The sequence below is a fragment of the Cesiribacter sp. SM1 genome (assembly GCF_020178975.1).
Classification (GTDB): domain Bacteria; phylum Bacteroidota; class Bacteroidia; order Cytophagales; family Cyclobacteriaceae; genus Cesiribacter.
In genome coordinates, this window is sequence record NZ_JAHXBU010000046.1 from 193,479 (window position 1) to 211,858 (window position 18,380).

The window sequence follows — 18,380 nt, forward strand, 5'->3', positions numbered from 1 at the left end:
ACAGATTCATCCATTAGCTGATAAGTACCTACTCTTTAAGCCATGAATATATTAATTACCGGCGGTGCCGGCTACATCGGCAACTCACTCATGAAGCACCTGGCTCAGCAGACCGATGTAGAAAAGATTATAGTTTATGATAACCTTAGCCGTGGCAGCTTTAACATATTTTGTGGGCCGCGCATAAAAGGGGCTGAAAAAGTAAGCTTTGTGCATGGCGAACTGCTGGACTCACGTAAGCTCCGCAAAAGCCTGGATGGAGTGGATGTAGTTTATCACCTTGCTGCAAAAGTAACCACGCCTTTTGCCAATACCGATGGCCATATGCATGAGCAGGTAAATCATTGGGGTACTGCAGAGCTGGTTTATGCCATTGAAGAAAGCAAGGTTAAGAGATTCATCTATACCAGCAGCACCTCCGTTTATGGCAGTTCTGCCGAAGAAATACAGGAGCAAACTACTCCCAACCCTTCCACCCTGTATGGCATAAGCAAAATGCGTGGCGAAGAGCATGTACAGCGCCTTCAGCAAAAAATTGATACTTATATATTAAGGCTGGGAAACGTGTATGGCTACAACAGAAATATGCGCTTCGATGCAGTAATAAACAGGTTTATGTTTGATGCACACTACAAAGGCCGCCTGAAGATTGACGGCAACGGCAGTCAGTACAGGGCCTTTCTGCACATCGACCGCCTGGCTCCTCTTTTGAGCAGGCTCCGAAAAGCAGTGGTACCCTCGGGTACCTATGCTGTTGTTGACCGCAACCTGCAGGTACTTGATCTTGTGGATGCCATCAAAGAGCTGTATCCTGAGCTTGAATTTATTTTCACGAACCAGCACCTGCAGCTCCCGCAATTACGCGTAAATCCAAACTCTGCCTTGCTTAATTATATTAAACCAGACAGCATAAAACCACTTACAGAAGAATTACTGGAGTTCAGAGACCACTTCAGTTTTTAAAAAGATAAGCCTTCCTCTCAATGGAAGAAGGCTTATCCTACAAAGATCTTTTCAAGTTTCAATAATCCAGTATTAGTTTCTTGCAGCCATCAGCAGGTTAAGGTCCTTGTGCTTAAGCCCAAACTTGCGTGCTACGTGCTGATTACTTAGAAAGCCTTTATAAGTGTACACCCCGTTCATAAACCACTTATAGGAGAAGATCATTTCATCGATGCCCCCCATATCGGCAGCCTGCAGCAATATTGGGCTAAAAATATTGCTGAACGCCTGAGTTGCTGTACGGGCTACCCTGGAAGGTATGTTAGGCACACAGTAATGGATGATATCGTGCTTTACAAAAGTAGGCTTTCCGTGGGTGGTTATTTCTGAGGTCTCTACGCAGCCACCCTGGTCAATGCTAACATCAATAATAATGCTGCCGGGGCGCATATTCATTACCATCTGCTCTGTTACCACTGTTTTATTTCGGCCTTTTTCTGCCCGTATGGCACCAATCACCACATCTGCAGAACGAAGGCTGTTTGCCAGCGTAACCGGATCCAGCGTTGAAGTGTAGAGGTGGTGGCCAAGCGATTGGCGGATGCGGCGCAGCTTATAAAGATGCATATCAAATACCTGTACCTCTGCCCCCATACCAAGGGCAGTACGTGCGGCATACTCCCCTACCGTACCAGCACCTAGTATCAGCACCCGGGTAGGCGGCACCCCGGTAATACCACCCAAAATAATGCCCTTTCCGTTTGAGGTGCTGCTAAGATGTTCTGCAGCAATCAGCATAACCGCACTGCCGGCAATTTCACTCATGGCACGCACAACCGGCATACCGCCTACTTTATCTTCAAGAAACTCAAAGGCAACAGCAGTGATTCTCTTTTTATTAAGCCGGTGAATGTACTCCTCCCGCTGGTTACCCAGCTGCAGGGCCGATATCACGGTCTTTCCCGGCTTCATAAAGCTCACCTCTTCTTCTGTCGGTGGCTCTACCTTCAGCACCACATCAGCTTCAAATACCTCCTTGGAGGTGTACTTGATCTGCGCCCCGGCATTGCCATACTCCTGGTCGGAATACTTTGCTGTATCACCTGCCCCTTTTTCCACCCACACCTCATGTCCGTTATTAACCAGCAGGGCTACGGCCTCCGGTGTCAGGGCTACCCGGTTCTCCTGCATTGCCCGCTCTTTAGGGATGCCCAGCAGCAGGCGTTTTTTGCCCTGCTTCATTTCAAGCATCTTTTCCTGTGGCACCAGGGAAGTCTGGCGCGAAAGCGCCTCCATACCGGATGATGGGTTAATCGGTTGTTCCATGAATCTTTACCTCTATCGTTCTGCTATTATCTGGATGCGGATGAAGCAGTATCTGTACGTTTTCTTCCGGAAGTAGCGACTGAATCCGCTCCGGCCATTCGATTAAACATATATAACCACTATCCAGGTACTCTGTTACGCCGATCTGATGAGCCTCTTCCGGACTGTTGATCCGGTAAAAGTCAAAGTGGTAGATGGTATCGCCCTCCTGGGTCTGGTATTCATTTACCAGGCTGAAGGTAGGACTTTGTACAACATCCTGCACTCCTAAATCTCTGCAAAGTTGCTTAATAAAAGTTGTTTTTCCTGCACCCATGGGGCCGTCAAACTGCCATACAGTGGGCGCACCATTCAGCAGGCTTAGCACCTCTGCAGCCACCCCGGGCAGCCGATCCAGTGTTACTCCCTGCCAGACTTTTTGTTTCATATCAGCTTCCTTTGCCACGCAGGCTCACCAGGGGAACCATCATTTCTTCCATAGAGATACCACCATGCTGAAAGGTATCCCTGTAGTAGTTGACGTAGTAGTTATAATTATTTGGGTATGCAAAGAAATAATCTTCCATGGCAAAAACATAGGCTGTGGAAACATTAATCCGCGGCAGCCCCATTCTTTCGGGCTGGCGGGCCTCCAGCAGGTGGTTTCCGTCCCAGTTCAGGTTCTTGCCCTGCTTGTAGCGCAGGTTTGTATTCACGTTTCGGTCACCGATTATTTTAAAGGGCTTGCGTACCCGTATGGTACCATGGTCGGTGGTAATTACCACCCGGCAATCTTTTTCGCTAAGCCGCTTCAGCATGTCAAACAGGGGCGAGTGCAGAAACCACGAGTAGGAAAGGCTGCGATAAGCTGCCTCATCAGATGCCAGTTCTTTCAGCATCTCTACTTCGGTACGGGCATGGCTAAGCATGTCCACAAAATTATACACCACCACATTCAGGTCGTTGCGCAGCAGGTTGTTGAGGTTGTCGTTAACGCTCTTACCCTGGGTGTTGTGGATGATCTTATTATAGCTGAACTTGGTATTGGCAATTCCGTTCTTTTTCAGCTGGCGTTCCAGGAATTTATCTTCATACTGGTTTTTGCTTTCATCATCGTCGTCGCCAACCCAGAGGTCGGGGTGCTGCTTTGCCATTTGCGATGGCAGCAAACCACTGAAGATAGCATTACGCGCAAAGCCGGTAGTGGTCGGGAGTATAGAGAAATAAATCTCTTCAGATTCAATATTAAAATACTCCGACACCAGCGGAGCCATGCTTTTCCACTGGTCGTACCGCAGGTTATCAATCACAATAAAGAAAACAGGCTTGTTCTCTTTTAAGAGTGGAAAAACCGCTTTTTTCATTAGCTGATGCGACAGCAGTGGTTTTTCACCTTTAGGCTCATTAAGCCAGTCTTCGTAATTATTGGCTATGAATTTTGAGAATGCCAGGTTGGCCTCGTCTTTTTGCATGCCAAACACCTCTCCCATGCCACCAGCTTCGGCACTGCCAATCTCGAGCTCCCAGTAAACAAGCTTGCGGTAAATATCCACCCACTCTTCCCAGCTGCGGGCATCGCCTACCTGCATGCTGATGTTGCGGAACTCCTGCTGATAGTTCAGATTTGTTTTTTCAGAGACCAGGCGCTTGTTGTCCAGAATTTTCTTAACTGACAATAAAATCTGGTTCGGGTTAAGGGGTTTGATCAGGTAGTCGGCAATTTTAGAGCCAATGGCATCTTCCATGATGTGCTCTTCCTCGCTCTTCGTAATCATTACCACGGGCAGTGCCGGCTTTTGCGATTTTATGTAGGCCAGTGTTTCCAGACCAGTCATGCCGGGCATGTTCTCATCCAGAAAAATAACATCGTAGTTATTTTCCGCTACTTTGTCTATGGCATCGGCGCCGCTGTTCACGGGCGTTACATCATAGCCTTTTTGTTCTAAAAAAAGTATATGAGGTTTGAGCAGGTCTATTTCATCGTCTGCCCAAAGAATACTGTATCTTTGCATAAAAAATTGTTACTTGCCTTGGCTTAGTACAAAAACAGCCTAACAGAGGCAGATTGTTTAAAGATCCTGGTCTTGTAAAGCCTTTTAGGCGGGATCGTTCTACAAGTTACACAAAGCGGCTTGAATAAGAAAAAAATATTTAACGACCCTGTTTATGGGTTTGTGACCATAAGCAGCGAACTGATCTTTGATCTGATCGAACATCCTTTCTTTCAGCGCCTTAGGCGCATAAAGCAACTAGGCTTAACGGATATGGTCTATCCGGGTGCTTTGCACACGCGCTTTCACCATGCCATTGGTGCCATGCACCTCATGAGCATTACCCTGGATAACCTGCGGAGTAAAGGGCATGAGATCTCGCAGGAGGAGTATGTAGCCAGCCAGATAGCCATTCTGCTGCACGATGTGGGCCATGGCCCCTTTAGCCATGCACTTGAGTTCTCGCTCCTGAAGGGCATCCGGCACGAACACCTCTCACTGCTGCTGATGGGTTATTTTAACAGGCTGTTTAACGGTGAGCTGGAGCTGGCCATTAAAATATTTACCAACCAGTACGAAAGACGCTTTTTTCACCAACTGGTAAGCAGCCAGCTGGACATTGACCGCCTGGATTACCTGCAGCGCGACAGCATGTTCACCGGCGTATCTGAAGGTACCATCGGAGCAGACAGAATCATTAAAATGCTGGATGTGGTAAACGACCAGATTGTGGTGGAGGAGAAAGGTATATACAGTATCGAAAACTTCCTGAGTGCCCGCCGGCTTATGTACTGGCAGGTATACCTGCACAAAGCCACTGTTAGTTCAGAAAAAATGCTCATCATGCTTATTAAGCGGGCAAAGTATCTGAACAGCCAGGGCGCCAGCCTTTTTGCTACGCCAGCCCTGCAGGTATTCCTGGAGCAGGATGTTCATTTGGAAGATATTGCTGCTAACCCGGAAATACTAAAGGCATTTGCTTCGTTAGATGACTACGACATCTGGGCCGCAGTGAAAGTCTGGGCAAACCACCCCGACCGCATTCTGGCTTCTTTGAGCGCGATGATCCTGGAAAGAAGACTCTTCCGGGTTATACTTTCAAACCAGAAATTTAACAAAGAGGCAATTGAAGATTTAAAGGTAAGGATCAGCGAAAATTACAATATCCGCCAGAACGAACTAAAATATTTTCTGGCCTGCGGATCCATGAGTAATGCCGCCTATGTGGCTGGAGGGCAGCATATCAACATTCTTACCAAGAAAGGCAGGGTGGTAGACGTGGCCCAGGCCTCAGATCTGCCAAACATTAAAGCCATGAGCAAAATTGTAAAGAAGTATTACATTTGCTGGCCAAAGCAAATCGGGATGGAAAAAGCTTTGTTTATCTGATGAAATTTACGGTAGCACAAATCGCTCAATTACTAGGGGGCACGGTTGAAGGAGACGGTAATAAAGAGGTATATACCCTGGGCAAAATTGAGGAAGCCAAAGAGGGTAACATCTCTTTCCTGGCAAATCTTAAATACGAACCCTACCTCTATACGACTGAAGCAACAGCCGTTATCATAAGCAGGGAGCTGGAACTAAAAAAAGATGTAAAGGCAACACTGATACGGGTGGATGATCCCTACAGCAGCTTTACCCTGCTCCTGGAAGAGTATAATAAAATTATTAACTTCCAGAAAGAGGGTGTTGAAGATCCTTCTTTCATGCACGGCAGCGCCCAGCACGGTTCTAAAATATACCGGGGTGCCTTCTCCTACATCGGTGCTAACTGCAAAATTGGCAATAACGTTAAAATATACCCCAATGCTTACCTGGGCGACGGAACAGTAGTAGGCGACAACACCATTATACTCGCCGGAGCCAAAGTGTACCCTAACACAATCATTGGCAGCAACTGCACCATACATGCTGGTGCCGTTGTAGGCAGCGATGGCTTTGGTTTTGCACCCCAGCCCGATGGCAGCTATAAAGCCATTCCGCAATTGGGTAATGTAGTGCTGGAAGACTGGGTGAGTATAGGTGCCAACGCCACCATAGACTGTGCTACCATGGGCAGCACCATTATCCGCAGAGGGGTAAAAATAGATAACCTGGTGCAGGTAGCCCATAATGTTGAAATAGGAGAAAATACGGTGATTGCAGCACAATCCGGTGTTGCAGGCTCTACCAAAATAGGCCGGGGCTGTATTCTGGCAGGCCAGGTTGGGGTGATCGGGCACCTGCAAATAGCCGATAAAACCACTATTGCAGCACAGGCAGGCGTGGGAAAGAGCATTAAAAAAGAAGGAAAGATCCTGATTGGCTCCCCTGCTTTTGAACGTGATGAATATTTGAAATCATATGTGGTTTTCAAGAATTTACCCGATTTGGACAAGCGGCTTAAGCAACTTGAGGAAAAAGTTATAAATTTGCGGTCACCAGACGAGCATTCATGAAGATTAAACAACATACTATCCGCAAACCTGTAACGCTATCGGGCGTAGGCTTACACAGAGGTGTAATGTGCAACATGACATTCCAGCCTGCCAAGCCTAACCATGGCATTAAGTTTCAGCGTATTGATATTGAAGGGCAGCCAACTGTAGACGCTGATGTGGATTATGTGGTAGACTTAAGCCGCGGCACTACCCTGGAACAGAATGGTGCCCGCGTAAATACAGTAGAACACGTACTGGCAGCACTTGTTGGCCTTGAGATCGACAATGTGCTGATTCAGCTGGATGGACCTGAACCGCCAATCATGGATGGTAGCTCCATTTTATTTATAGAGGCTCTTAAGGAAGCTGAGCTTGAGGAGCAAAACGCCCTTCGCAATTTCTTTGAGGTGCCCGAAGGAGTTTTCTACCGCGAGCCTGCGCGCCAGGTAGAAATTGCCGCCCTGCCCCTGAATGATTACAGGGTTACGGTAATGGTTGACTATAACTCTCCCGTACTGGGCAGCCAGCATGCTTCGCTGAATAAACTGGCCGATTTTGAAGCAGAGATTGCACATAGCCGTACCTTCTGCTTCCTGCATGAGCTGGAAATGCTTCACAAGCAGGGCCTGGTACGCGGTGGCGACCTCAACAATGCCATTGTGGTGGTAGACCGTAAAATTGAAAAGGGTGAGCTTGATGAAATTGCAAAGCTTTTCAATAAGCCTACCGTTGAAGTAAGAAAGGAGGGTATTCTCAATAACGTTGAATTACGTTATAACAACGAACCTGCACGCCACAAGCTGCTGGACCTGGTTGGTGATCTTGCCCTGGTAGGCCGCCCCATAAAAGCGCAGATCCTGGCAGCACGCCCTGGCCACGCGGCAAATGTTGCTTTTGCTAAAAAGCTGAAGCGCGTGATGAACGACTTCAGCAAAAACAACAATATTCCGCCTTACGACCCTAAGCTACCGCCGGTGCTGGATATTAACCATATCAGCAAAATGTTACCGCACCGCTACCCTTTTCAGCTGGTTGATAAGATATTTCACCTGGATGAAACAACCGTTGCGGGTGTAAAGAATGTCACTATAAATGAACCCTTCTTCCAGGGACATTTCCCGGGCAACCCTGTGATGCCTGCCGTGCTGCAGATTGAAGCCATGGCACAGACAGGAGGCATACTGGTGCTGAACACAGTACCGGATCCGGAAAATTACTGGACCTATTTTCTTGGTATTGATAATGCACGTTTCCGTAAAATGGTAGTACCCGGAGATACCCTTATTTTTAAGTGTGAACTGCTGGCACCCATTAAGCGGGGTATTGCTAAAATGAAAGGTTATGCTTTTGTTGGTGATACCCTTGTGAGTGAAGCTGAATTATCTGCCAGCATTGTCCGCAAAGATTCATGAGCCAAAACCATCCACTATCCTACGTACACCCCGAAGCCCAGATAGGACCCAACGTTACTATTGAGCCCTTTACCACCATTTACAAAGATGTTGTAATTGGAGAAGGTAGCTGGATAGGCCCGAACGTGACTATTTTTGATGGAGCAAGAATAGGTAAAAATGTAAAGATTTTTCCTGGTGCTGTAATTTCCGGAGTTCCCCAGGACCTTAAGTTCAAGGGCGAAGAAACCACTGCTGAAATTGGCGATGGCTCTACCATACGGGAGTGTGTAACCATTAACCGGGGCACTGTCGATAAATATAAAACTGCCATAGGCGCTAACTGCCTTGTAATGGCTTACGTGCACCTGGGCCACGACTGCCTGGTAGGCAACTCCTGCATCATAGGTAACAGCACACAACTGGCCGGCCATGTAGAGGTAGATGACTATGTTATTTTTGGCGGAGCCTGTGCTGTACAGCAGTTCACCAAAGTTGGTGCCCATGCCTATATAGGTGGTGGTTCGCTTGTGCGCAAAGATGTGCCTCCCTTCACCAAAGCAGCACGAGAACCCCTTAGCTATGCCGGCATTAACTCTGTTGGCCTGCGCCGCAGGGGCTTTACCAACGAAAGAATAAACGAAATACAGGAGATCTATCGCTGCATCTACCTCAGGGGGCTTAACAACTCAGAGGCACTGGATAAAATAGAACTGGAATTACCTGCCAGTAAGGAACGTGATGAGATTGTGAATTTTATCCGTACCTCTACCCGTGGCATCATGAAAGGTTACTCATAAGCTGTTTTTGATTGCTGCAAAACTCCTTATGCCTTGATCACCCTTTCTGCCCACCAATTAGGTAAACGATATATTCGCCAGTGGATATTCCGTAAGCTGGATTATACCTTCCGTTTTGGTGAACCATGTGCTGTTACCGGGCCTAATGGCAGTGGTAAATCAACGCTGTTAAGAGTGCTGTCGCAATTTCAGCCTCCTACCGAAGGTAAGCTTATGCTGCAGTACCAGGGCAAAACTATCACTGCAGATAATGCCTTCCGGTATATATCCGTTGCGGCACCCTATCTTGACCTGATAGAAGATTTTAGCCTGGCAGAGCTGCTTCGCTTTCATTTTTCTTTTAAGCAAAGTAGTAATAAGTTGTCTCTTGCAGATATTGCCGATCGCATGTACCTGAAGGAGTCTTTGAATAAGCCGGTAAAGCATTTTAGCAGCGGTATGAAGCAACGCCTGAAGCTGGGACTGGCTTTTTATGCCGACACGCCTCTTTTATTTTTAGATGAACCTACCACCAACCTGGACGAGCAGGGGCAGCAGTGGTACAGGCAGGAGGTTGAGCAGGTGCTTGCGCATAAACTAGTACTGATTGCTTCCAATCAGCCATCGGAATACAGCTTTTGCACCACCAGCCTCCACCTGCCAGACTGGAAGGGCTTGTAACATATTCCACTATTATGTATTTTATTAGACTCTTTAATTTCCTATAATTGCTCTATTAAAAAAACTCTTACGCATGTCCAAGCTAAACAACTTACTGGTACTGGCGCTTATCCTTGCGCTGGGTATAATGTCGGCCTGTAAAGATGAGGCTCCACAGGAAACTGATCAGCAAGTAAAAACACGCCAGTTAAACAATAATGGTAATCCCTGGAATATTACTTCTGTAGCTGTTACCGGAACAAATGATTATTCTTATACCTCCGGTGCTTCTAAGATTCAGTTCAGAGACAACAATTCTTTTTCAGTAACAGCACCTGCCAACCTGCCAGAAAACCGCAGTCCTTATGGGGAGTTCCCAGCCAGTGGCACATGGGCATTCGCAAGCGCTACTAACCTCAATTCAATTGTACTTACCGCAGGTACCACCACAATACCTTTAACCATCACTACCCTTAGCGATAATTCATTGGTATTTACCTACGATGGCGCTTTAGACAAGGCCGAGAATGAAGTGGATGTTACAGTAACTGCACAACAACAATAATATTTAATGCTCCGCTATCTGCAGAGCAGGATTTGAATACCCTTTACATCTTAGGGCTGTTCATTCACAAAAATGGCCCCGGAAATATCCGGGGCCATTTTTTTGTTCAATCTGTACTGATTTGATAATTATTCAGTAAGCCCTGTCTTCTACTGCAGGTACACGAGCGTTACACCGGCACCACCACGTTCCACATGTTCATCCTCAAAATGAGTTACAAAAGAGTAGCCTTTCAGGTGGTTGCGAATCATCTGGCGGAGTATTCCATCGCCTTTACCATGTATAATTCGCAGCTCCGGAGTACCCAGCATTGCAGCTGAATCAAGAACAGAGTCTACCTCTGCCAGTGCTTCGTCGGTACGCAGACCTCTTACATCCAGGTTAGAGCTAAAGTTAGCCATGCGTTCGTTCATATCGATTCCCTGCATGGCAGGCGCAACCTGGGTTTCTTTCTTAAAAGCTTTTCTGCTTATCTTCTCCAGCCTGTTAAGCTTAACGGTAGAGGTTAAAGCACCCATGCTGATCTGCACATCATTACCACGAATGGCCACTACCTCTCCTACTGCGCCCTGGTCCTTCAGCCGCACTGCATCTCCTGGTGTAATCGGTCCTTTTTCTACCGGCAGGCGCTCCTGCTTAACTACACCCGATTCGAGCTCTGCAGAGGTAAGCTTCGTTTCCTTACGGAGTACTTCCAGCTCCTGGCGGTTCTTTTTGGTAGCCTCTTTTTCGGCTTTGTGTTCCCTAATATCGCGAATGGTAGCCTCAATGCGCTTGTTAGCCTCATCCAGCAGCTGGCGGGCCTCCAGTTTGGCTTCACGTATATACTGATTGCGCTTGTTGTCAAGGAACTCCCTTAGTTCAGTATACTCCTGCACACTTTCGCGCAACTGTTTTTCTTTTTTCTCCAGCGCCCGGGTTTTGTCCTGGAAGGCTTTCTTTTCTTCCTCCAGCTGCACCAGTAGCTTATCCAGCTCTACCTGTTCTGTACCGGCAAGCTCCTTGGCTTTTTCCAGTACATTATTAGGCAGGCCAATCTTACGGGCAATTTCCAGCGCAAAGGAGCTGCCGGGCCTGCCAATATCCAGCTGGTACATAGGCTCCAGCTGACGTACATCAAAGCGCATAGCCCCATTAACAACACCTGTGGTGCGGTCGGCCATCTGTTTCAGGTTGCCATAGTGGGTATTGATTACCCCATAGCCACCCTGCCGCAGCAGGTCTTCCAGAATTGCCTCTGCGATGGCACCACCAAGCTTGGGTTCCGTTCCGGTACCAAACTCATCTATCAGAAAGAGCGTTTTCTTATCTACAGCACGCAGAAAGAAGCGCATATTCGTTAAGTGAGAGCTGTAGGTACTAAGGTCATTCTCCAGCGACTGCTCATCACCAATATCAATAAACAGGTTTCTGAACAGCCCCACCCTGGAGCCTTCGGCCAGGGGTATCGGCAGGCCGCACTGCAGCATGTACTGCAGCAGCCCCAGGGTTTTAAGTGCCACTGATTTACCACCGGCATTTGGTCCCGAAATAATCAGTATGCGCTGCTCACTGTTCAGCGAAATAGTGAGTGGCTCCACAGACTTATTCATGGCCCTGTGCGATAAAAACAGCAGCGGGTGTACAGCATTGCGCCAGTCAACCAGGGGCTGCGGCTGCACCTCGGGTACAATGGCCTCCAGCTGGCGGCCCAAAAGGGCTTTGGCCCGTATAAAATCAACCATCGCCAGAAAGCCGGAGGCTTTTCGCAGCGCTCCTACATGTGGCCTGATGGTACTGGTAACCTGGATTAAGATGCGCATGATCTCTCGCTTTTCTTCCAGCTCCAGTTCACGTATATTGTTGTTAATCTCAAGCACCTCGGCTGGTTCCAGAAAAACTGTCTGGCCTGTTGCCGATTCATCCTGCACAAATCCTTTAACGCGCCTTTTATGCTCAGCAGGCAGGGGTATTACCAGGCGGCCATTACGGATGGTAAGGGTAGATCCCTCTTCTGCATACCCAGCACTAATAGCAGAACGAAGGATAGAATCCAGCGTTCGGCGGGCCCTGCTTTGCTCAGAGATGAGGGAACGCCTTATCTTCTGCAGCTCCGGACTGGCGTTATCGCGCAACCTGCCATTATCATCCAGTACTTTTTCAATATCCAGCAGCAGGCGTGGGTCCAGCCAGATGGCTACACCGAGTTCTGTCAGTTGCGGATACTGCTCCTCCCTGCCCTTGAAAAAGCGAAGGCAGGCCATAATAGTCTGCAGGCTTAGCCGCAGTCCATGCAATTCTTCTTCCAGAAGATAAGCACCTTCCAGGCGGGCTTTATCCAGCTGTTTATCAAAGGGCAGATAGTTAGAGGAAGGAAATTCTTCTCCACCTGCCAGTATTTTTATAAATTCACTGGTTTGCCCAAGCAGCTTTTGCAGAAGTGTAATATCATCTGTAAAGCGAACCTTATCTACATATGCTGTGCCAAGACTACTAAGGCAATTTTGCTTCAGTAGCTGGCGTATATGATCAAATCCAATCTTTTGCTCCAGGTTTTCCGGATAGAGCATAGTTTATTCCTGTCTTTCTTGTTCTTGTCTTGTTAATTTGCGCCTTTTTGGACGCGCTGTCTTCTCTTCCTGTAACACCGGTTGGGGTAGGATTAATTCTCCTGAATCAGCCGGAGACTCATTATTTTGAACGGAGTCGGCCTTAGCAGGTTCTTCCTCTGCCGGAGCAAATATTCTGGAAGCTTTATGCAGCTGATACAGGGAGTCAGGCATTGACTCCAGCTTTTCCTGTCTTGCTATTAGCGTATCCAGGGTAGCCTGGTGTACTCGGGTCATCAGCCTGTGATTATCGAGATAATATTGATAGCTGTGCAAGTATTTCTCCGGTGTAACGTTGTGCTTATCTAAGATCTGGATTTCATAAATGCTGAATAAATTCCGTGCAGAATCCTGGGAAACCCCCAGACCTTTCACCTTGGCTTCTGCCACATGCAGATCTGCCATGATGGAAATCATCGTTTTTTCAGATAGCACATCTTTTGGCGGACCAAAGGTCTGGTCGCATGCAAACATGCAAAGAAGTAGTAAACACAAAAAAAGCCTGTTCATAAGCCGAAAATTACGGAAACTATCCTAATTTTAAAATCCTCCCTTTGAGATGGAAGAACTGCTTAAAAAACTCCGTAAGTACGAAATTCGTATCCGCAAAGCCATAAACTGGCAGATGCAGGGTAATTATCATTCTATTTTTAAAGGATCGGGCCTTGAATTCGATGATGTGCGCTCCTATCAGTACGGTGATGATGTGCGGATTATAGACTGGAAAGTTTCTGCAAAAGGCCACGGCACCTTTATTAAGGTTTTTAAGGAGGAACGCGAACAGCTTGTTTATTTCCTGGTAGATGTAAGTGCCTCCCAGGACCTGGGCAGGGCCGACCGCCATAAAATTGAAGTGGCCAAAGAAATTTGTGGAGTACTTGCCCTTTCTGCCGTAAAGGAAGCCGGACAGGTAGGCCTCATTGCTTATTCAGACCAGAATGAGCTTTACATAAAACCCTCCAAAGGGGTAAGACATGCCTATGAAATTATTACCAGGCTTTTTAGCCTGAAGCCCTCCTCCCCTCGCACAAACTTAAGCGCGGCCCTGCTGTTTACCCTGCGCCTACTGCGCCGCCGGAGTGTGGTTATCGTTCTCTCCGACTTTATTGATACCGGCTGGGAACATAACCTCAAAGCCCTCTCACGCAAGCACGACCTGGTGGTGATACACCTGGGAGATAAACGGGAGCGTAAGATCCCTAAGCTTGGCCTTATTCCCATACTCGATAAAGAAAGCGGCAAAACAATATGGGTAAATACTTCCAGGGGCTTCTTCAGAAAGCGTATGGAGAAAGAATACAGCACCAATGCAGAGCATTTGCAGCAGCTATGTGCTAAATTCGGGGGCGATTATCTCTACATCGATACAGCTGATGACTTTGTCCCTCAGTTGATTAACCTGTTTAAAAAGCGTAATCAAAGTAAAAGACGTGCCTGAGAAGCATCTAAAGGTTGTTTTCATCCTCCTGTTATTCCTGCAGGCATCTTTGGCTCCTGCCCAGCAAATATCACCTTCAGGCGCATTCCTGAAGGACAGCATCAAGGTTGGGGAACCTGTTGTATTCAGCCTGAGTGTTCGTTATCCCAGGCAGCTAAACCTGCTGCTGCCCGACAGCACCTTTGATTTTTCTCCTTTTGAGATCATTGGCAGCCGGTATTTCCCCACCAGCTCTGATTCCGTTTACAGCCACGATAGCGTGGTTTACACACTCACGGGCTTTGTGCCTGCCAGTGTACAAACGCTGCGCCTGCCGGTATATATGGTGCAGGGTAGCGACAGCTTACCCATCTGGACCAATCCTGATAGTGTGTATGTAGTTTCTGTACTGCCGGAAGCAGAGGCAGACAGCCTTCAGTTCCAGTCCAATACAGATTACATCGCAGTTGAGTACCCCTTCAATTACCCTTATTTTATATTAGGGTTAGTGGCAGTACTGATCTTTGGCTTCGTCTGCGTGGCAGTATTTGGCAAGAGCATACGCCGCAAAATTAGGCTTTGGTTTCTACAGCGGCGTTTTTCCAGCTTTGAAGCAGAATATTCGTCCAGGCTTTCGCGTTTTCTTGCCGGGGACCCTGCCGTGCGGGCAGATGAACTACTGTTACACTGGAAAACATACCTGGAAGACCTGGAAAAGAAACCATATACAAAATTAACCTCACAGGAGATTGCAGAGATAAACCAGGATCAAAAATACTGGCTCAATGTATTACGGCCCATAGACAGAAGTATTTATGGTTACCATACCGGAGACGACCTGCAAAACAGTCTTAGGGAGTTACAGGTGCTGGCACAGCAAAAGTTTGAAAAGCGTAAACTGGAGGTACTAAATGCTTGAGGTTGGCAGCAAGAAGTTTGCATGGCTTTCTACAGAATGGTTTAAGCTGGAAACCCTGCTCGGATTTGAGTGGGAGTATCCGCTGTTGCTCTACTTACTCCTGCTGATACCCCTTATTTTTATTTTAAGGATGCTTGTGGCCTTTAACAGGCGCCAGCGCCTGGAGGTTGCCCTTTTCAATACTAAGGCTGCCTGGGACCCAGTAAGCCTGCTGCGCTTTATTCCTCCCACCCTGTTGTTCCTTTCACTTGCTTTTATGTGCATCTCCCTGGCCAGGCCTCAGCGTACCAACGAGCGCAGGGAGCAATGGACAGAGGGTATCGATATTATGCTGGTACTGGATATCTCGGAGAGCATGAACCTGGAAGACCTGCGGCCTAACAGGCTGGAAGCTGCCAAGCAGACGGCTCAGGACTTTATTAACGGCCGTTTTCAGGATAGAATAGGGATGGTGATCTTTAGTGGCGAGGCCTTTTCGCTTTCTCCGCTCACCACCGATTATGCACTCCTTACCAGCTACATACAGGAGATCAGTTTCGGCATGATACAGACCGATGGTACGGCGATTGGCAGTGGAATTATGGTTGGCACCAACCGCATGCGAGAAACCGATGCTAAAAGTAAAGTAATGATCCTGCTTAGTGATGGTGAAAATAACGCAGGAAATGTTGATCCTATTATGGCAGCCAGGCTGGCCTATGCCCATGGCATTAAAATTCACACCATTGCCATTGGCAAAGAGGGCCAGATATTCTATGGCCACGATCCATTTGGCAGGCCCGTTTACCACGAAAACAGCCTGGACGAAACCACACTTAGATCAATTGCTGAAATAGGCCAGGGACAGTTTTTCAGGGTATCTGACAACCAGGCCCTGCAGGAGGTTTTCGCTGAAATTGACCAGATGGAAAAAAGCGAGATCAAGGAAACCCGCTATAAGGATACCATTGATTTTTACGATGTGTATCTTAGCTGGGCCATAGCCATGTTCCTGGGCTGGATTTTTGTAAAAGGCACTTTCATCAGCAACCTGCTTCGGGATTAGGGTGGGTGTGCTGTAAGAGGTATCGGGTGCCAGGGGTATGCTTTCGGGGTTGGGATAACAAACCCATGCCAGCATGCACCACAGCGGCAACAGTTAAAATATTGCACCAGCCACGCCCTCCATCCTGCACTCACTCCAACGGCGGCAGCTTATTCATTTATAGCGTAAAAACCTCGTAGGCAAAATAAAAGAGCTTAATGCTAAATATGATGAGTGCCACGCCTACAAGTTTGTTCATCCGGTTCATAAATGTTGGGGTGAGCCAGTGACTTAGTTTATTGGCCAGGTAAGCCTTCAGAAAGTCTGTAAGCAGTACTGTTAGCAGAGACCCGCCAAAAAAAAGTACTTTTTGCTGCAGATCATAATTGATTACGGCCACCCCTACTCCAAACCAGAAAATCAGCACAAAAGGATTGATACCATTCAGGAGAAACCCTTTTCCGATCTGCACAAAAGAATTAGATGCAGCACCAGAAGCAGCCTTTGCCCGGTTAGCCTCAATTTTCCTTTGAATATTTCCTATTCCGAAAGAAACCATGATGATTCCCCCAATGAGCCCCAGCCAGGCCTGAAACTGTGGACTGTTGGCCAGAACTGCCACGCCCAGCGAAGCAATAAGCACATATATTGCATCGCTAAGGGCAATGCCCACTGCCATACTCGCCCCCGAGGTAAAACCTTTCTCGATACTTGTTTGAATGAGCGCAAAAAAAACAGGTCCAATCATAAAGGCCAGGCCAAGTCCGCAGATAACGCCATAGCCTAAGGCAGAAAGAAGAGTCATTCCTATTGCTTCTCCTGATCCAGAAACTTTTTCAACTCCTCGTAAAGTGGTCCTTTGATCACACGTGGAAACTTGTTCTGACCTCCTTCTTTGCCTTTCATTTTCAGGAAGCGGTAGAAAAAGTTTACCGGCACCACATCTACCAGCACCTCTTTCAGGGCATGCTGTCTTTCAGTGGCATAGTCATCATTCAGTTCTTTAAGCTTAAGGTCCAGTTTTTCCCTTACCACCGAGGCCTCTGCAGGTTCATTGGTGCCAATAATCCAGTGATGGGCAAACAAAGAACCATAGGGAATGCCTGCCACTGTAAACTCGTTCATTTCAAGATTCATCTCTTCCGATACCAGCTTCACAGCCTTGTTCATGTTATCGACAGAAAGGTGTTCGCCGCAAAGGCTAAGAAAGTGCTTGGTGCGTCCGGTAATTACAATCTCACTATTCTCCTTTGATACAATCCTGATTACATCGCCAATCAGGTACCTGTAAGCCCCTGCACAGGTGGTAAGCAGTAAGGCATACTCCTTACCCTCTTCCACCTCATCGATCATCAGGGTTTCGGGATTTTCGGTTAGCTGCCCGTCGGGACCAAAGTTGGTATCGTTAAAGGGTACAAACTCAGCAAAAATGCCATTATCCAGCACCAGTTGCATGCTCTTCTGATCTGGCAGTGCCTGGTAGGCAATAAAACCCTCAGAGGCCAGGTAAGTCTCCATATAGGTTAGCGGGCGGGCAAGCAGCTTTTCAAAGCCTTTTTTGTAAGGTTCAAAAGCAACGCCGCCATGCACAAAAATGGACAGGTTTGGCCATACCTCGTGCACGTTTTTTACCTTATAATGAGCAATGATTTTTTCCAGCAAGATCTGCAGCCAGGCAGGCACGCCTACAATAACACCTATATCCCAATCCTTTGCCTGCTTTACAATTTCGTTGAGCTTTACCTCCCAGTTCCTCTCCTTGGCAATTTTAGGTCCCGGCTTATAAAACGACTGAAACCAGAGGGGTAGCTGGCTGGCCGTAATGCCGCTTAAGTCTCCCTCGTAATAGAGGCCTGTGTCGTTAAGCATGGTACTGCCACCCAGCATCAGCACCTTTTTGGTGTAGAGCTCATTGGGCAGGTGCTTGTAGTGTGATAAAGACAGGATTTGCCGCACACTGGTACGCCGTATTGCCTTTAGCATATCACTGGTTACAGGAATGTATTTAGATGATGCCTCAGAGGTGCCGGAGCTAAGTGCAAAATACTTTACCTTTCCCGGCCAGCATACGTCTTTCTCTCCGGAACGTGTACGATGCCAGTACTCGTTGTACAGCTTGTTGTAATCGTATACGGGTACATTCCTTTTAAATTCCTGATAGAGTACTCTAGGATCATCATCACCCTTTTCAAGAATGGCCGAAAATTTTTTATTCCGTCCAAATGCCGTTTCTTGTGCTTTAGTAAGCAGCTTTTCCAGTTCGTGGCCCTGCAGGAGTGCGGGGGATGCTTTTTCTCCGGCTAATTTTTTTCGGAGTTGGATACTTTTCTTAAGCAGACTACCTAATATCGCCATAGAATCTTTATTAGCAGTTTG

17 protein-coding genes are annotated in these 18,380 nt (G+C 47.4%); 10 read left to right on the forward strand and 7 right to left on the reverse strand.

Features of this window, described 5'->3' with window-relative positions; genetic code table 11:
- Positions 1-42 precede the first annotated feature (42 nt).
- Positions 43-963: an NAD(P)-dependent oxidoreductase gene (locus KWJ01_RS10935; protein WP_224996477.1), complete on the forward strand. Its 921-nt coding sequence runs from the start codon at positions 43-45 to the stop codon at positions 961-963.
- A 72-nt stretch (positions 964-1,035) separates the two neighbouring features.
- On the opposite strand, the gene KWJ01_RS10940 is transcribed toward KWJ01_RS10935, so the two are convergent.
- From KWJ01_RS10940 to KWJ01_RS10950, 3 genes are read right to left on the reverse strand one after another with little or no spacing between them, the layout of a single operon-like run.
- On the reverse strand, positions 1,036-2,193 hold the full coding sequence (locus KWJ01_RS10940) for an alanine dehydrogenase (RefSeq protein WP_370634712.1): 1,158 nt from the start codon (positions 2,191-2,193) through the stop codon (positions 1,036-1,038).
- A 58-nt stretch (positions 2,194-2,251) separates the two neighbouring features.
- Positions 2,252-2,695, reverse strand: coding sequence for a tRNA (adenosine(37)-N6)-threonylcarbamoyltransferase complex ATPase subunit type 1 TsaE (tsaE, locus tag KWJ01_RS10945; protein WP_224996478.1), 444 nt, complete (start codon positions 2,693-2,695; stop codon positions 2,252-2,254).
- Position 2,696: 1 nt separating this feature from the next.
- Entirely contained in the window at positions 2,697-4,259 is a 1,563-nt protein-coding gene (locus KWJ01_RS10950) for a bifunctional response regulator/alkaline phosphatase family protein (RefSeq protein WP_224996479.1), read from the reverse strand.
- A gap of 120 nt (positions 4,260-4,379) precedes the next feature.
- Between KWJ01_RS10950 and KWJ01_RS10955 the strand changes: the two genes are divergently transcribed.
- The 6 genes from KWJ01_RS10955 (at position 4,380) to KWJ01_RS10980 (ending at position 10,056) form a co-directional block, all read left to right on the forward strand.
- Positions 4,380-5,627: an HD domain-containing protein gene (locus KWJ01_RS10955; protein ID WP_224996480.1), complete on the forward strand. Its 1,248-nt coding sequence runs from the start codon at positions 4,380-4,382 to the stop codon at positions 5,625-5,627.
- Entirely contained in the window at positions 5,627-6,679 is a 1,053-nt protein-coding gene (gene lpxD, locus KWJ01_RS10960; RefSeq protein WP_224996481.1) for a UDP-3-O-(3-hydroxymyristoyl)glucosamine N-acyltransferase, read from the forward strand. The genes KWJ01_RS10955 and lpxD overlap by 1 nt, the downstream gene beginning before the upstream one ends.
- The gene (locus KWJ01_RS10965) at positions 6,676-8,073 is read left to right on the forward strand and encodes a bifunctional UDP-3-O-[3-hydroxymyristoyl] N-acetylglucosamine deacetylase/3-hydroxyacyl-ACP dehydratase (protein ID WP_224996482.1); all 1,398 of its coding nucleotides are present in this window, start codon (positions 6,676-6,678) and stop codon (positions 8,071-8,073) included. Before lpxD ends, KWJ01_RS10965 begins: the two co-directional genes overlap by 4 nt.
- On the forward strand, positions 8,070-8,852 hold the full coding sequence (gene lpxA / locus KWJ01_RS10970) for an acyl-ACP--UDP-N-acetylglucosamine O-acyltransferase (RefSeq protein WP_224996483.1): 783 nt from the start codon (positions 8,070-8,072) through the stop codon (positions 8,850-8,852). The genes KWJ01_RS10965 and lpxA overlap by 4 nt, the downstream gene beginning before the upstream one ends.
- A gap of 33 nt (positions 8,853-8,885) precedes the next feature.
- The gene (locus KWJ01_RS10975; RefSeq protein ID WP_224996484.1) at positions 8,886-9,512 is read left to right on the forward strand and encodes an ATP-binding cassette domain-containing protein; all 627 of its coding nucleotides are present in this window, start codon (positions 8,886-8,888) and stop codon (positions 9,510-9,512) included.
- Between the two features lie 73 nt (positions 9,513-9,585).
- Entirely contained in the window at positions 9,586-10,056 is a 471-nt protein-coding gene (locus tag KWJ01_RS10980; RefSeq protein ID WP_224996485.1) for a hypothetical protein, read from the forward strand.
- Positions 10,057-10,205: 149 nt separating this feature from the next.
- Here the strand turns inward: KWJ01_RS10980 and KWJ01_RS10985 are convergent, their stop codons facing one another.
- Together KWJ01_RS10985 and KWJ01_RS10990 are read right to left on the reverse strand one after the other, a co-directional pair.
- On the reverse strand, positions 10,206-12,605 hold the full coding sequence (locus KWJ01_RS10985) for an endonuclease MutS2 (protein WP_224996486.1): 2,400 nt from the start codon (positions 12,603-12,605) through the stop codon (positions 10,206-10,208).
- Between the two features lie 3 nt (positions 12,606-12,608).
- A complete protein-coding gene (locus tag KWJ01_RS10990) occupies positions 12,609-13,154 on the reverse strand; it encodes a DUF4296 domain-containing protein (protein ID WP_224996487.1) in 546 nt (181 codons plus the stop codon).
- A 49-nt stretch (positions 13,155-13,203) separates the two neighbouring features.
- On the opposite strand from KWJ01_RS10990, the gene KWJ01_RS10995 reads away from it, so the two are divergent.
- The 3 genes from KWJ01_RS10995 to KWJ01_RS11005 are packed head-to-tail and all read left to right on the forward strand — an operon-like array spanning position 13,204 to position 16,025.
- Positions 13,204-14,082: a DUF58 domain-containing protein gene (locus KWJ01_RS10995; RefSeq protein WP_224996488.1), complete on the forward strand. Its 879-nt coding sequence runs from the start codon at positions 13,204-13,206 to the stop codon at positions 14,080-14,082.
- The gene (locus KWJ01_RS11000; protein WP_224996489.1) at positions 14,075-14,980 is read left to right on the forward strand and encodes a hypothetical protein; all 906 of its coding nucleotides are present in this window, start codon (positions 14,075-14,077) and stop codon (positions 14,978-14,980) included. Before KWJ01_RS10995 ends, KWJ01_RS11000 begins: the two co-directional genes overlap by 8 nt.
- Complete coding sequence (locus KWJ01_RS11005) at positions 14,973-16,025, forward strand: VWA domain-containing protein (protein ID WP_224996490.1); 1,053 nt, start codon at positions 14,973-14,975, stop codon at positions 16,023-16,025. Before KWJ01_RS11000 ends, KWJ01_RS11005 begins: the two co-directional genes overlap by 8 nt.
- 157 nt (positions 16,026-16,182) lie before the next feature.
- On the opposite strand, the gene KWJ01_RS11010 is transcribed toward KWJ01_RS11005, so the two are convergent.
- Both KWJ01_RS11010 and KWJ01_RS11015 read right to left on the reverse strand, forming a co-directional pair.
- The gene (locus KWJ01_RS11010) at positions 16,183-16,809 is read right to left on the reverse strand and encodes a LysE family translocator (RefSeq protein ID WP_224996491.1); all 627 of its coding nucleotides are present in this window, start codon (positions 16,807-16,809) and stop codon (positions 16,183-16,185) included.
- Positions 16,810-16,811: 2 nt separating this feature from the next.
- Positions 16,812-18,359, reverse strand: coding sequence for a GH3 auxin-responsive promoter family protein (locus KWJ01_RS11015; RefSeq protein WP_224996492.1), 1,548 nt, complete (start codon positions 18,357-18,359; stop codon positions 16,812-16,814).
- Positions 18,360-18,380: the final 21 nt, after the last annotated feature.